The sequence below is a fragment of the gamma proteobacterium symbiont of Lampromicra miyakona genome, assembly GCF_059730895.1.
In genome coordinates, this window is sequence record NZ_AP035932.1 from 2,183,204 (window position 1) to 2,196,794 (window position 13,591).

General features: G+C 58.6%; 10 protein-coding genes. 7 read left to right on the forward strand and 3 right to left on the reverse strand.

Annotated elements, in window-relative coordinates:
- Positions 1-15: 15 nt before the first annotated feature.
- Positions 16-3,171, forward strand: a complete 3,156-nt coding sequence (gene oqxB / locus AC6I8P_RS10105) for a multidrug efflux RND transporter permease subunit OqxB (protein WP_058758475.1) — start codon at positions 16-18, stop codon at positions 3,169-3,171.
- Positions 3,172-3,363: 192 nt separating this feature from the next.
- Here oqxB and AC6I8P_RS10110 read toward each other — a convergent pair whose 3' ends face one another.
- Together AC6I8P_RS10110 and AC6I8P_RS10115 are read right to left on the reverse strand one after the other, a co-directional pair.
- Positions 3,364-3,849, reverse strand: coding sequence for an RrF2 family transcriptional regulator (locus AC6I8P_RS10110; RefSeq protein WP_058774737.1), 486 nt, complete (start codon positions 3,847-3,849; stop codon positions 3,364-3,366).
- Positions 3,850-4,627: 778 nt separating this feature from the next.
- Positions 4,628-5,815 carry an MFS transporter gene (locus AC6I8P_RS10115; protein ID WP_104092895.1) on the reverse strand — a complete coding sequence of 396 codons (1,188 nt, stop codon included), beginning with the start codon at positions 5,813-5,815 and terminating at the stop codon, positions 4,628-4,630.
- 210 nt (positions 5,816-6,025) lie between these two features.
- Here AC6I8P_RS10115 and tus point away from each other — a divergent pair, with 210 nt between their 5' ends.
- Positions 6,026-6,952, forward strand: a complete 927-nt coding sequence (gene tus, locus AC6I8P_RS10120; protein ID WP_104092894.1) for a DNA replication terminus site-binding protein — start codon at positions 6,026-6,028, stop codon at positions 6,950-6,952.
- A 53-nt stretch (positions 6,953-7,005) separates the two neighbouring features.
- Here tus and fumC read toward each other — a convergent pair whose 3' ends face one another.
- Positions 7,006-8,403 carry a class II fumarate hydratase gene (gene fumC / locus AC6I8P_RS10125; protein ID WP_021506162.1) on the reverse strand — a complete coding sequence of 466 codons (1,398 nt, stop codon included), beginning with the start codon at positions 8,401-8,403 and terminating at the stop codon, positions 7,006-7,008.
- 197 nt (positions 8,404-8,600) lie between these two features.
- Between fumC and manA the strand changes: the two genes are divergently transcribed.
- The 5 genes from manA (at position 8,601) to AC6I8P_RS10150 (ending at position 13,344) form a co-directional block, all read left to right on the forward strand.
- Positions 8,601-9,776 carry a mannose-6-phosphate isomerase gene (manA, locus tag AC6I8P_RS10130; RefSeq protein ID WP_481657666.1) on the forward strand — a complete coding sequence of 392 codons (1,176 nt, stop codon included), beginning with the start codon at positions 8,601-8,603 and terminating at the stop codon, positions 9,774-9,776.
- 129 nt (positions 9,777-9,905) lie between these two features.
- A complete protein-coding gene (locus AC6I8P_RS10135; RefSeq protein WP_058769727.1) occupies positions 9,906-11,405 on the forward strand; it encodes a YdgA family protein in 1,500 nt (499 codons plus the stop codon).
- 133 nt (positions 11,406-11,538) lie between these two features.
- Complete coding sequence (locus AC6I8P_RS10140) at positions 11,539-12,102, forward strand: fasciclin domain-containing protein (protein WP_031279149.1); 564 nt, start codon at positions 11,539-11,541, stop codon at positions 12,100-12,102.
- A gap of 43 nt (positions 12,103-12,145) precedes the next feature.
- Positions 12,146-12,700: a sigma-70 family RNA polymerase sigma factor gene (locus AC6I8P_RS10145; protein ID WP_021506166.1), complete on the forward strand. Its 555-nt coding sequence runs from the start codon at positions 12,146-12,148 to the stop codon at positions 12,698-12,700.
- Positions 12,697-13,344, forward strand: coding sequence for an anti-sigma factor (locus tag AC6I8P_RS10150; protein ID WP_104092891.1), 648 nt, complete (start codon positions 12,697-12,699; stop codon positions 13,342-13,344). The genes AC6I8P_RS10145 and AC6I8P_RS10150 overlap by 4 nt, the downstream gene beginning before the upstream one ends.
- Positions 13,345-13,591 lie beyond the last annotated feature (247 nt).

Here is a 13,591-nt window from a genome sequence, read left to right on the forward strand (position 1 = left end):
TCGAGACTGCCCGTTATGGATTTCTCCCGCTTTTTTATCGACCGACCGATTTTCGCCGCGGTGCTGTCGATTTTGATATTTACCACCGGACTGATCGCCATTCCGCTGTTGCCGATCAGTGAATACCCCAACGTGGTACCACCCAGCGTGCAGGTGCGCGCAGAATATCCCGGTGCCAACCCCAAAGTGATTGCTGATTCGGTGGCAACGCCGCTGGAAGAAGCGATCAACGGGGTGGAAAACATGATGTACATGAAGTCGGTGGCCGGCTCAGATGGCGTGCTGGTTACCACCGTGACCTTCCGCCCGGGAACCGATCCCGATCAGGCGCAGGTCCAGGTGCAAAACCGCGTGGCACAGGCTGAAGCGCGTCTGCCGGAAGAGGTGCGTCAGCTCGGCCTGACCACCCAGAAGCAGTCACCTACCCTGACGCTGGTGGTGCATCTGTTCTCGCCCCACGGCAAGTACGATTCGCTCTATCTGCGTAACTACGCCACGCTGAAGGTGAAAGATGAGCTGGCGCGCCTGCCGGGCGTCGGCCAGATTCAGATCTTCGGTGCCGGTGATTACGCGATGCGCGTCTGGCTCGACCCGAACAAAGTGGCGGCGCGCGGCATGACCGCCGGCGACGTGGTCAGCGCCATGCAGGAGCAGAACGTGCAGGTTTCTGCCGGGCAGCTGGGCGCAGAGCCGACGAAGAAAGAGAGCGATTTTCTGCTGTCGATCAACACCCAGGGGCGGCTGGAAGATGAGGCGCAGTTTGGCAACATCATCCTGAAAACCGCCGATGACGGCACGCTGGTGCGCCTGCGTGACGTGGCGCGCATCGAGATGGGCTCCGGCAGCTATGCCCTGCGTTCGCAGCTGAACAACAAGGATGCGGTTGGTATCGGTATCTTCCAGTCGCCGGGCGCAAACGCCATCGACCTGTCGAATGCGGTACGCGCCAAGATGGCCGAGCTGGCAACGCGCTTCCCGGATGACGTGCAGTGGGCCGCGCCTTATGACCCGACGGTTTTCGTGCGTGACTCGATCCGCGCCGTGGTCCAGACGCTGTTCGAAGCCATCGTGCTGGTGGTGCTGGTGGTGATTCTGTTCCTGCAGACGTGGCGCGCCTCGATCATCCCGCTGCTGGCCGTGCCGGTGTCGGTGGTCGGTACCTTCAGCGTGCTCTACCTGCTGGGCTTTTCGCTCAATACCCTGAGTCTGTTCGGGCTGGTGCTGGCGATTGGGATCGTGGTCGATGACGCCATCGTGGTGGTGGAGAACGTCGAGCGGAACATTGAACAGGGCTTAACACCGGTGGCGGCGGCTCACCAGGCGATGCGCGAGGTCTCCGGGCCGATTATCGCCATCGCGCTGGTGCTGTGTGCGGTATTTGTGCCGATGGCCTTCCTCTCGGGCGTAACCGGTCAGTTCTATAAGCAGTTTGCCGTGACCATTGCCATTTCGACGGTGATTTCGGCGATTAACTCGCTGACGCTCTCTCCGGCGCTGGCGGCGAAACTGCTGAAGGCGCACGGTGCGCCGAAGGACCTGCCGACGCGCCTGATCGATCGCCTGCTGGGCTGGGTGTTCCGGCCGTTTAACCGCTTCTTCCAGCGCAGCTCAGACGGCTATGAATCGATGGTCGGCAAAACCCTGCGCCGGCGCGGTGCGGTGTTTGGCGTGTACGTGCTGCTGCTGGCCGGTGCCGGCTTTATGTTCCATACCGTGCCAGGTGGCTTTATTCCGACGCAGGATAAGCTGTACCTGATTGGTGGCGTGAAGATGCCGGAAGGCTCATCGCTGGCGCGTACCGATGAAGTGATTCGTAAGATGAGCGAAATCGGCATGAACACCGAAGGCGTGGCCTACTCCGTAGCCTTCCCCGGCCTGAATGCGCTGCAGTTCACCAATACGCCCAATACCGGCACGGTGTTCTTCGGTCTGAAGCCGTTCAGCGAGCGCAGCCGCACTGCGGCGGAAATCAATGCTGAGATCAACGCGAAAATTTCCAAAATCCAGCAGGGCTTCGGTTTCTCCATCATGCCACCGCCGATCCTCGGTCTGGGCCAGGGATCGGGCTATTCGCTGTATGTGCAGGACCGTGCGGGCCTGGGCTATGGCGCACTGCAAACCGCGATTAATACCCTGTCCGGTGCGGTGATGCAGACGCCAGGCATGATGTTCCCGATCTCCTCCTATCAGGCCAACGTGCCGCAGCTGGATGTGCAGGTCGATCGCGACAAAGCCAAAGCACAGGGCGTATCGCTGACCGATCTGTTCACGACGCTGCAGGTGTATCTGGGTTCGTCTTACGTCAACGACTTCAACAAGTTTGGTCGTACCTGGCGTGTGATGGCGCAGGCTGACGGGGATTTCCGCGACAGCGTGCAGGATATCGCGAACCTGCGCACCCGTAACGATCGCGGTGAGATGGTGCCGATTGGCAGCATGGTGAACATCACCACCACCTACGGTCCGGACCCGGTGATTCGCTATAACGGCTATCCGGCGGCCGACCTGATTGGCGATGCCGATCCGCGCGTGCTCTCTTCCGCGCAGGCGATGGAGAAACTCGAGGCGATGTCCAGCCAGGTGCTGCCGAACGGCATGAATATCGAATGGACCGACCTGAGCTATCAGCAGGCAACCCAGGGCAACACCGCGTTTATCGTGTTCCCGGTGGCGGTGCTGCTGGCGTTCCTGGTACTGGCGGCGCTGTATGAGAGCTGGACGCTGCCGCTGGCAGTGATCCTGATCGTACCGGTGACGATGCTATCCGCACTGGTCGGCGTGTGGCTGACCGGCGGCGATAACAACGTGTTTGTCCAGGTCGGTCTGGTGGTGCTGATGGGGCTGGCATGTAAGAACGCCATCCTGATCGTCGAGTTCGCCCGCGAACTGGAGATGCAGGGCAAAGGGATTGTGGAGTCGGCGCTGGAAGCCTGTCGCCTGCGTCTGCGCCCCATCGTCATGACCTCCATCGCCTTTATCGCCGGCACCGTGCCGCTGATTCTGGGCGAAGGTGCGGGCGCCGAAGTGCGCGGCGTCACCGGCATCACCGTGTTCTCGGGCATGCTGGGGGTTACGCTGTTTGGCCTGTTCCTGACGCCGGTGTTCTACGTGACGCTGCGTAAGCTGGTGACGCGCAAACAGCAGCCGGCGGTGGAAACGCAGACGGTGTAAACGCTAAGGAGTAAAACCCATCCGGGCCATCGTGCCCGGATTTTTTTTGCCTGTCGCGGCATGACGATGTTACACAGCAACAGTGCGCCTCTGCGCCAGAGCACAGCAGCGGGATTTCACAGGATTTACAGGGGTAGATTGCGCGTGCAGAAGCGGAATGGAAAGGTGCGCATCAGCGATGCGCACGCGAGGTTAGCGGTGTTTTTTGCAGAGTTCGGCGATTTCGAGGTCAGGCAGCGGTTCGCAGTTGCTGGTATCGTGCTTTTTCAGCTCGTTAAGGGCATCGGCGACGGTGCGGGTTTCCAGCACTTTAAGCGACGCCTCTTCCGCTTGCTCCGCGATCGATTTGAAGTACCAGCACAGGTTGGCGCTGACCAGGCAGCGCGGTGCGACATCGGGGCGCGACGCCCACAGTTTTTTGTCTTCAATCACTGAAGTGTAGATATCGCGCAGCGTGATCTCAGCGGCCGGACGACCCAGATGGATCGAGCCGGTACGGCCAAGCGTCGAGACAATGATGCCATCGCGCGTTAACGGAACCATGAGTTTCCGAATGAAACTGGGGTTCGCTTCAAGACCATACGCCAGAATGGCACTGGTCGAGCGTTTACCCAATTGCTCCGCCATCGCTACGCTCAAAACCATCTGCAAAGCTGTCGGGAAGCGGTAATCTAGCATTTCTGTTTCCTGAGTTGCGGCCTATCTTCTTGTTTTCATACCGCGGCAGTGAATAATCAATGAGCAATAAATATAACAAACACTGTTGCTTTTTAGAATACCGAAAATGCTTTCCACCCGTGACTAACCTGCGCTATTACCCGCCTTGATATCGACTTAAATTCTTGAATTTAGATAAAAATATTCCAGTATGGCATGCCGCTGACCGCTTTAGCACTCTGAGCCTTGCGCAACAATATGCGCGACGTGTCACTTTTTTGCCCCCACCGCTGTAGCTGCGGGCTGGTGAAGGACGTTGTGACAAAGGGACGATTATTTCTGCACGGGTGTCGCGCCGTGTGCGCAACCGACCTTCAGACAAGCCATTGTTTCTGTGTAAGAAACAAAAACACACCGGCGAAGGGGCTGCGTCAGGGTCGATTAACCGGTTTCTGAAAGGAATAATATTGATCAGGGTCATGATTCCCTTGCTATTTTTTGCACAAAATGCGCGCCGTTACTATTTTCGAGGCGCGAAATAATGTCTGTATTATCCCCGGTCGTCGGCGCGTTATTGCTGACCGTTCTCCCGCTGACGGTGGGCATCATCACGGCGGCAACCAGCTGCCTGAACGCGCCAACCTTATGGCAATGCGTACGAATGGCACCCCTGCCTTTCATTGTCTCGGCTGGCTGCACTCTGCTGTTAAGCGCGTTGTGTTGCCTGCTTCAATATCTGACGGATCGCCACTAAAGCGCAGCAGCGGCCATCTCTGCCCGTTAGCCGTCAGTGGCGATTTCACCCTGCGGATTCCGGAGCGCCTGCCGGCAATTTCCGCTTCAGCACCACCACCAAAAGCACGTTGATGAGCGCCAGCCCGCATAACAGCCACAGTGTAGCCTGCGCGCCGGAATGCTGGAAAATATAGCCGCCAATCAGCGGCGTGAGCGCCTGACCAATCAGCGCCGGTCGCGCCATGCGGCCAACCACAATGGCGTACTCTTCCGGTTTTACCATCGCCAGCGGCAACGTACCGCGCACGATAGCCCGCAAGCCATTTCCTGCACCGTACAGCACCATACTTACCAGCGCCCACGCGGGATAACAGGCCAGCAGCAGTAATCCCAGCGCCACCAGCCCGACTGAGAAGAAAGTGGTCCAGATGGGATGGCCGCGCTTAAACGCCATATCGACAATGCGCGACGCCACCTGGCACGGCCCCAGCAGCGTGCTGATCGCCAGCGCGGCGCTCAGCGAATGCCCGCTCGCCTGCAGCAGAGTAATCAGCTGCACCGATATCGCCGTCATGATCACCGACGCAAGGGTAAAAATGCTGCACAGCAGCCAGAACAGCGTGGGAGCCAGTGAATTCTGTGCGGTATGCTGTTGCCTGGTTTTTGGCATCGATGGTGTGCGCGGCGCCGGCAGCGCATACAGGTAAGCCGGCAGCACCGCCAGACACAGCAGCGCGGCAATGGCCAGACAGGCACCGCGCCACTCCAGCCAGTGGATCAGCAGCGCGATGCCGGGCCACACCAGCGAGGTGCAGAATCCTGAAATCAGCGTAATACCGGTAATCGCGCCACGCGCCTGGCCGCCATATAAGGTGCCCAGCGTGGCGAACAGCGCGTCATACAGGCCCATCGCCATGCCCGCGCCGATAATCAGCCAGGCGAACAGAAACAGCGGCAAATTGTGGCTCAGCGCCATGATCACCAGCCCGAGCGCCATCACCGCCCCGCTCGCCGCCAGCAGTCGGCGACCCTGTGCGCGGGCAATCAGCCGGCCGCACAGCGGTGCCAGCAGGCCGGAGACCAGAATGCCGAGCGAAAGTGCGCCATACACCCACTGCTGCGACCAGCCGGTTTCCGCGATGATCGGGTTAGCCATCACGGCCATCAGATAAAACGATCCGCCCCACGACAGGATCTGCACGGCGCCGAGCGTAACGATAGCGGGCGCGCCCGGTTTTGGCTGATACTCCACAGCTAATATCCGTTAACAGGTAAATCACGGTTATAACATGTTCATCCGGCAGGAAAAATGCCCGCGCGCCCTGTTGAGCCGAATTCCACGCCGGGGTTTCAGCGACTGGATGGATAAATCTTATTTTAGTATGTTGTAACTAGTATGCCTGCTTGCTCGCCGCGTCATTCAGTGCCACCCTTTGGTATGTTGTAACTATGGAGAATTGTAATGGCTCGCTACGATTTGGTGGCTGATTTACACGAATGCGTGAATACGCTGGAGCGCGAACTCACTGCACTGCGGGCGTCGGTTGAACAGCAGCCGCTGTTGCTGGCGCGCGTGTTTAGCCTGCCGGAGATCGAGAAAGGCAAAGAGCATGATGAAATCAACCGCATCGCGGTGACCCAGCATCTCGGTAAACGCGCGCGCGAACTGGCCCTCGCCCACTACTGTCGCCTGTTTATGCAGCATCAGTCAGAAAAACTCAGCACCAAAGCGGCGGTGCGTCTGCCTGGCGCCCTCTGCATTGAGGCGGATGAGGCAGCCAGCCAGCGACTGGAGCAGCAGGTCACGACCATCAACACCCTCAAACAGCGGCTGGAGCAATTAATCACCGTCGACTCCGGCCTGCCGAGCGAGGCGCGTTTTGAGTTTGTGCACCAGCATCTGCGTGGCCTGATCACGCTCAATGCCTACCGCAGCGTCACGCTACTGCAGGCGCCGGATACGCTGCGTTTTGGCTGGGCGAATAAAAACATCATCAAGAAGGTGACGCGCGAGGCCATCGTCGGGCAGCTGGAGCGCAGCCTGAAGGCGAACCGCGCGCAGGCACCGTGGACGCGCGAACAGTGGGCAGAGAAAGTGCAGCAGGAGCTGGAGCGGGTGCGGTCATTGCCGGACGGCGCGCAGCTGAAGATCAAGCGACCGGTCAAAGTGCAACCTATCGCGCGGCTGTGGCGCGCCAGCGAGAAAAAACAGCTGCAGCTGGCCTGCCCTTCGCCGCTGCTGGTGTTGTGCCGCGATCGTACGCAGGTGCCGACGCTGGGTGAACTGCTGGATTACGATGCTGAAAACATCGCGCACCGCTACAAGCCGCTGGCGCAGCCGCTGCACCTGATCATCCCGCGGCTGCATTTATGGAGTGACCGTCTGTAAGGCAAAAAAACAGCGCGACAGGTCGCGCTGTAGTGTCCGGCAGTAAAGCAAAGCTATTGCTTCATGCTGCCAACCATCTCTTCCGGCCGCACCCATTCGTCAAACTGCGCTTCGGTCAGGTAGCCGAGCTGCAGCGCCGAGGCTTTCAGCGTCAGCCCCTGTTTGTGCGCCTGCTTGGCAATTTCCGCCGCTTTGTCATAGCCGATATGAGTATTCAGCGCGGTAACCAGCATCAGCGACTCGTTGAGCAGTTGATCGATGCGCTCGCGGTTGGGCTCAATGCCCACCGCGCAATGGTGATTGAAGCTGTCCATGCCGTCGGCCAGCAGCCGTACCGACTGCAGGAAGTTGTGGATCACCATTGGCCGGTAGACGTTGAGTTCGAAGTTACCGGACGCACCGCCCATGTTCACCGCCACGTCATTGCCCATCACCTGGCAGCACAGCATGGTCAGCGCTTCACACTGGGTAGGATTGACTTTGCCTGGCATGATCGAGCTGCCGGGCTCATTTTCCGGGATGCTGATTTCACCGATGCCGCAACGCGGACCGGACGACAGCCAGCGCACGTCGTTAGCGATTTTCATCAGCGAGGCGGCCAGGCCTTTCAGCGCGCCGTGCGCATGCACCAGCGCGTCGCAGGTCGCCAGCGCTTCAAACTTGTTGGGCGCGGTGACAAAAGGTTGCTGCGTCAGGTCGGCCAGCGCTTTCGCCACGCGCACCGCATATTCCGGATGGGTATTCAGGCCGGTACCGACCGCCGTGCCGCCCAGCGCCAGCTCGGCGACGTGCGGAATACTGTGTTCGATGTGCTTCAGATTGTGCTCCAGCATGGCAACCCAGCCGGAAATCTCCTGGCCGAGCGTCAGCGGTGTGGCGTCCTGCAGGTGGGTACGACCAATTTTAACGATGTCTTTAAACGCGGCGGACTTCTCGCTCAGGGTGTTTTTCAGCACCTCAATTTGCGGGATCAGCTGTTCGCGCAGCGCAATCACCGCAGCAACGTGCATCGCCGTCGGGAACACATCGTTGGAGCTCTGGCTCTTGTTAACATCATCATTCGGATGCACTTTGCGTGACATGCCGCGCTCGCCGCCCAGCAGTTCGCTGGCGCGGTTCGCCAGCACTTCATTCATGTTCATGTTGGTCTGGGTGCCGGAGCCGGTCTGCCAGATGGCCAGCGGGAACTCGTCGCTGTGCTGGTCGGCCAGCACCTCATCAGCGGCGTCGATAATCGCCCCGGCCCGTTCAGCCGGCAGCAGCCCCAGATCGCGGTTCACCTGGGCGGCGGCGCGCTTGGTCAGCGCCAGCGCGTGCACCAGCGCCACGGGCATCTTCTCGGTGGAGATACGGAAGTGCTCCAGCGAACGCTGCGTTTGTGCGCCCCACAACTTATCTGCCGGAACTTCGATCGGACCCATTGAATCTTTTTCAATGCGGTTGGCTGCCATGACTACGTCTCCTTAGCTCAGATTTTGAGGTTTCCGCCTAAGTCGTCTTCCCGCGACGCCTTAGAGCGAGCAAGATTGTCACATACAAGAAATTAACATTATGCGAGCCCATCGCGTTTATTGCACTTGTTCGTGTATTTTCTATGGCACTTTCTGCTTTAATACGCTTATTTACTTACCGTTATTAAGGGTAAACGATGCAAAAATTGAACAATTCGCTGCAAAATTATGCATGGGGCAGCAAAACCGCGCTGACCGAACTCTACGGCATCGAAAACCCGCAGGGATTGCCGATGGCGGAATTATGGATGGGCGCGCACCCCAAAAGCCCCTCTACCGTTGAAGTGAATGGCGTCACCCGTTCGCTGCGTGACGTGATCAACGACGATCCGCTCGCGACGCTGGGCGCAGCGGTAGCGCAGCGTTTTGGTGAGCTACCGTTTCTGTTTAAAGTGCTGTGCGCCGATCAGCCGTTATCGATTCAGGTGCATCCCAGTAAAACCGCCGCAGAAGCCGGTTTCGCGCGTGAAAACGCGGCGGGCATTCCGCTCAGCGCCGCCGAGCGCAACTATAAAGATGATAATCACAAGCCCGAGCTGGTGTATGCCCTGACGCCGTTCCAGGCGATGAACGGCTTTCGCGAACTGCCTGAGATTGTCTCGCTGCTGGAGCCGGTCGCGGGCGCGCATCCGCAGATCGCCCATTTCCTCGAAAACGCCAGCGAAGCCGCGCTGGCTAAACTGTTCGCTACCCTGCTGTCGCTGAAAGACGAGAGCAAAACCCGTGCGCTCGGCGTACTGAAATCCGCGCTGAACGCGCGCGAAGGCGAACCGTGGCAGACCATCAAAACCATCGCCAGCGACTATCCGGACGATAATGGCCTGTTCTCACCGCTGCTGCTGAATGTCATCACCCTGCAACCGGGTGAGGCGATGTTCCTGTTCGCCGAAACGCCGCATGCCTATCTGAAAGGCGTGGCGCTGGAAGTGATGGCCAATTCGGATAACGTGCTGCGCGCCGGCCTGACGCCAAAATTCATTGATATTCCGGAACTGCTGGCCAACCTGAAGTTCGAGGCCAAACCGGCGGCAACGCTGCTCACGCAGCCGCAGACGCAGGGCGACAGCCTCAACTTCCCAATTCCGGTAGAGGATTTTGCCTTCGCCATCCATACGCTTTCGGCCACGCCGCAAACGCTGGCACAGCACAGTGCCGCCCTGCTGTTCTGCATCGAAGGCCAGGCGGTGATTGAAAAGGCCGGGCAGCAGCTGGTCCTGCAACCGGGCGAATCCTGCTTTGTCGCAGCCAGCGAGTCGCCGGTGAGCGCGGCGGGGACCGGGCGTCTGGCGCGGGTGTACAACGCGCTGACGTGAGGCGGCTGACGCCTGCAGCATTAACTGCTATTATTTCAAACTATTAATTAAAAAACGCCTGCGGGCGTTTTTCTTCACCCGTCGCGCGGCCCAACGGTATGCGCACGCAAGGATAAGGACGACTCAGCGATGAAAAAGACCAAGGTTGCCGTAGGTGTGATTGTGGCGCTCGGCGTAATCTGGACTGGCGCAGCGTGGTTTACCGGTAAACAGCTGGAAAGCCACATGGATGAGATGCTGCAAAATGCCAACAGCCAGATCAACGCGTACGCGCCGAATAGCCGTCTGACGCTCAGCTATCAGGATTACCAGCGTGGCGTATTCAGCAGCAAAACCAAACTGGTGATTCAGGCCAGTTCGCAGACCGAAGACAATCCGCTGCTGAAGCCGGGTCAAAGCATCGTGCTCAACGAAACCATCGACCACGGTCCTTTCCCGTTTGCTCAGCTGAAGCGCGGCAACCTGATCCCCAGCATGGCCTCGGTGCACACCGAACTGGAAAACACCGATGCGGTGAAGAAACTGTTTGAACTGACTCAGGGCAAATCGCTGGTTAATGCCGATACCCGCGTTGGTTACAGCGGCGCGACCGATACCGCGCTGCACCTGCTGCCGGTGGATTACAGCAATGCGCAGACCGGTGATCGCCTCGCCACTAACGGCGGCACGCTCAACGTCAGCGCGGACAGCAAAGGCGACAAAGTGAGTCTGCAGGGCGACTTCTCGAGTATCGCCGTCACCAGCAAAAACCAGCTGCAGCAGCCGGTGCTGTTTACCCTTAATGGTCTGAAGCTGGGCGGTGACACCCACCTGAGTCCGGAAGGCGTGCGCGTCGGCGACCAGACCATCACGCTGGATAAGCTCGACGCCAGCATCAACGGTCAGGAAGGCCTGACGCTGGAGAAGCTGGACGGGAAGTCCTCGTTCGACAACAAAGACGGTAAGATTGGCGGCCAGATTGATTATCAGGTCGATAGCATCAGCCTGCAGAAACAGCCGTTCGGCGAAGCCAAACTGGCGATGAAATTTGCGCAGTTTGATGCTCAGGCGGTGAAAACCTTCTCTGACCAGTACAATGCGCAGATGCAGGATCTGCTGAACCAGCCTGGCGTGGTGGACGATCCTATCCGCTACCAGGCCAGCGTGCAGACCATTCTGAGAAATAACCTGCCGACCCTGCTGAAAGGTTCGCCGACCGTAAGCGTGGCGCCGCTGAGCTGGAAAAATGACAAGGGCGAGAGCACGTTCAACCTTAACGTCGGTTTTAACGATCCGGCGACCGTCACCGGTGAACCGCAGAGTCTGGGTGCCGCCGTGGATCGCGTGCTGAAAACGCTCGATGGCAAGCTGAGCATCAATATGCCGATGGCGACCGAAGTGATGCGTCACGTCGGGCTGGCGGAAGGTTATCAGGGTGATGATGCGCAGAAGCTGGCCGATCAGCAGGTGAAAGGTCTGGCGGCAATGGGCCAGATGTTCCGTCTGACGCAGCAGCAGGACGATAACATCACCACCAGCCTGCAATACGCTAACGGTCAGGTCACCATGAATGGCGACAAAATGACGCTGGAGCAGTTCCTGTCGCGCTACATGTTAGGCGCGCCAACCAGCGAAGGCATGCCAGAGTAATCCCCGCGGCAGCCCGCTCCGGGCTGCCGTTTTCCCCCGGCAAAAAAATTTCACCCTTTTCTGCATCCGTTCAGCCGCACCGTACGTATATCCCTTTGTGAGCACCCTTCTGCTCTTTCAATGAGGATATATGATGAAAAAGTTAATCAGTTATGCCGTCCTGTCTGCCGCCCTGCTTGGCGCGAACGCTGCGATGGCGGCCATGCACGCCGATTCGGTGATGGTAGGCGGCGCGGCAATGTATCCACAAAAAAACATTATTGAAAACGCCCTGAACTCGAAGGATCACACTACGCTGGTCGCTGCCGTTAAAGCCGCGGGTCTGGTCGATACCTTACAGGGCAAAGGCCCGTTTACGGTGTTTGCGCCGACTAACGCCGCCTTTGCCAAACTGCCTGCCGGCACCGTTGATGCACTACTCAAACCAGAAAACAAAGCCAAACTCACCAGCGTGCTGACCTACCATGTGGTCGCCGGTAAATATGATATGAAAGCGCTGGAGCAAAAAATTAAACAGGGTGGCGGTAAAGCCGAATTGAAAACGGTGAATGGTCAGCCGCTGTGGATTATGAGCAACGGGCCACACAATATTCAGCTGAAAGATGGTCAGGGTAATGTGGCAAATATCAGCACTTATGATGTAAACCAGAAAAATGGCGTCATTGACGTTATTGATACCGTCTTAATGCCTGAATAACTGTCTATACTCGGTAAGGTTAAACAAACCGGCCAGGAGTATTATGGACGCCTCTCAGGCTGAGCAACAAATAGCCTTAATACAGGCGGTCGCGAAGCGCGATCGCCTGGCTTTTGAACAGCTGTACCGGCTGACTTCCCCGCATCTGTTTGCGGTAGCGCTGCGCATGTTACGCCAGCGGGCGTGGGCGGAAGAGATTCTGCATGAATGCTACATCACGGTCTGGCACAACGCCGCGTCATTTAATAGCGCGCTCAGTTCTCCCCTGACCTGGATGACGCACATTGTACGCAACCGCTGTATTGACTGGCTGCGCAGCGGCTATGCCAGACAATTCCATGCCGATGAAGCCTGGCTCGACGATTTAAGCAGCACGCCGGGTGACGTCAGTCTGGATGAGCAGCACGATCGCGAGGTTGCCCGCCTGCACCACTGTCTGCAGCATTTGAGCAGTGAACAGCGCCAGTCGATTGCGCTGGCCTATTATCAGGGCTTATCACATAGCGACATTGCCGGGTGGCTGCAGCAGCCGGTCGGCTCGGTTAAAAGCTGGATTCGACGTGGCCTGGACCATCTGCGGGAGTGTGTTGGACGATGAGTGACAAGGTGCAGCGGGATGACGCCCTGGCGGCGGAGTACGCCCTCGGCACGCTGCGCGGCAGCGCGCGATTGCGCTTTCAGCGCAGACTGCAGGCCGAGCCGGTGCTGGCGGCGCAGGTCGCCCGCTGGCAGACGCTGCTGGCGGGTCTCGATCAGGCTCAGCCGCCCGTCACGCCGCCGGAAACGCTATGGAAAAAAATTGCCCTTTCTCTGCCGCCCGACAAGCGCGTCGCCCCCGCACGCCGGACGCTGCCGTGGCTGGCTGCCGCCTGCGTCGCGCTGGGCTTCGCGCTGTCGGCTTACTGGCTACGCGAGCCGGTTATGACACCGCTGGCGGTGCTGACCGATGCGCAACACAGTCAGCAATGGGTGGTGAGCGCCAGCCGCCGGCAGGACGTGATCAGTCTGGCGCCGCTGCAGGTCAGCGCGGTCAGGGCGGATCAGAGTCTGGAACTGTGGCTGATTCCGCCGGGCCGGGCACCCGTTTCACTTGGTCTGGTCACCGGAAGTGCGCCGCAGCAGTATCCGATTGAGAAACAGCAGTCGCTGGTTAAGGCGACGCTGGCGATCAGTCTCGAGCCGCACGGCGGTTCGCCAACCGGACGTCCAACGGGCCCGGTGCTTTACAGTGTGAATTTATAATCGGTGATGGTCACGGGTGAAATTAGCGTTAACACGGCAGCGTTTATTATTTGTTGACGCCCAGCGTGTTGCAGGCGGAGTGCTGTTAATCATTGCGGCGTGACTTAAGCTAAATTAACGGGCACTGAACGCTCAATTTCAGCAAACGGCAAAAACAATGAAAGTTTATTTATCCGCCGGCGAGCCTGACTGCCGCGGCCAGGCGAAATAACCCTCTTGTAAATTAATCTGGCATATCTTTGGGAAA

Coding starts and splice junctions, on each gene's coding strand:
- oqxB (WP_058758475.1), top strand. CDS start 16: ATGGATTTCTCCCGCTTTTTTATCGACCGACCGATTTTCGCCGCGGTG.
- AC6I8P_RS10110 (WP_058774737.1), bottom strand. CDS start 3,849: ATGCTAGATTACCGCTTCCCGACAGCTTTGCAGATGGTTTTGAGCGTA.
- tus (WP_104092894.1), top strand. CDS start 6,026: ATGGCTCGCTACGATTTGGTGGCTGATTTACACGAATGCGTGAATACG.
- fumC (WP_021506162.1), bottom strand. CDS start 8,403: ATGGCAGCCAACCGCATTGAAAAAGATTCAATGGGTCCGATCGAAGTT.
- manA (WP_481657666.1), top strand. CDS start 8,601: ATGCAAAAATTGAACAATTCGCTGCAAAATTATGCATGGGGCAGCAAA.
- AC6I8P_RS10135 (WP_058769727.1), top strand. CDS start 9,906: ATGAAAAAGACCAAGGTTGCCGTAGGTGTGATTGTGGCGCTCGGCGTA.
- AC6I8P_RS10140 (WP_031279149.1), top strand. CDS start 11,539: ATGAAAAAGTTAATCAGTTATGCCGTCCTGTCTGCCGCCCTGCTTGGC.
- AC6I8P_RS10145 (WP_021506166.1), top strand. CDS start 12,146: ATGGACGCCTCTCAGGCTGAGCAACAAATAGCCTTAATACAGGCGGTC.
- AC6I8P_RS10150 (WP_104092891.1), top strand. CDS start 12,697: ATGAGTGACAAGGTGCAGCGGGATGACGCCCTGGCGGCGGAGTACGCC.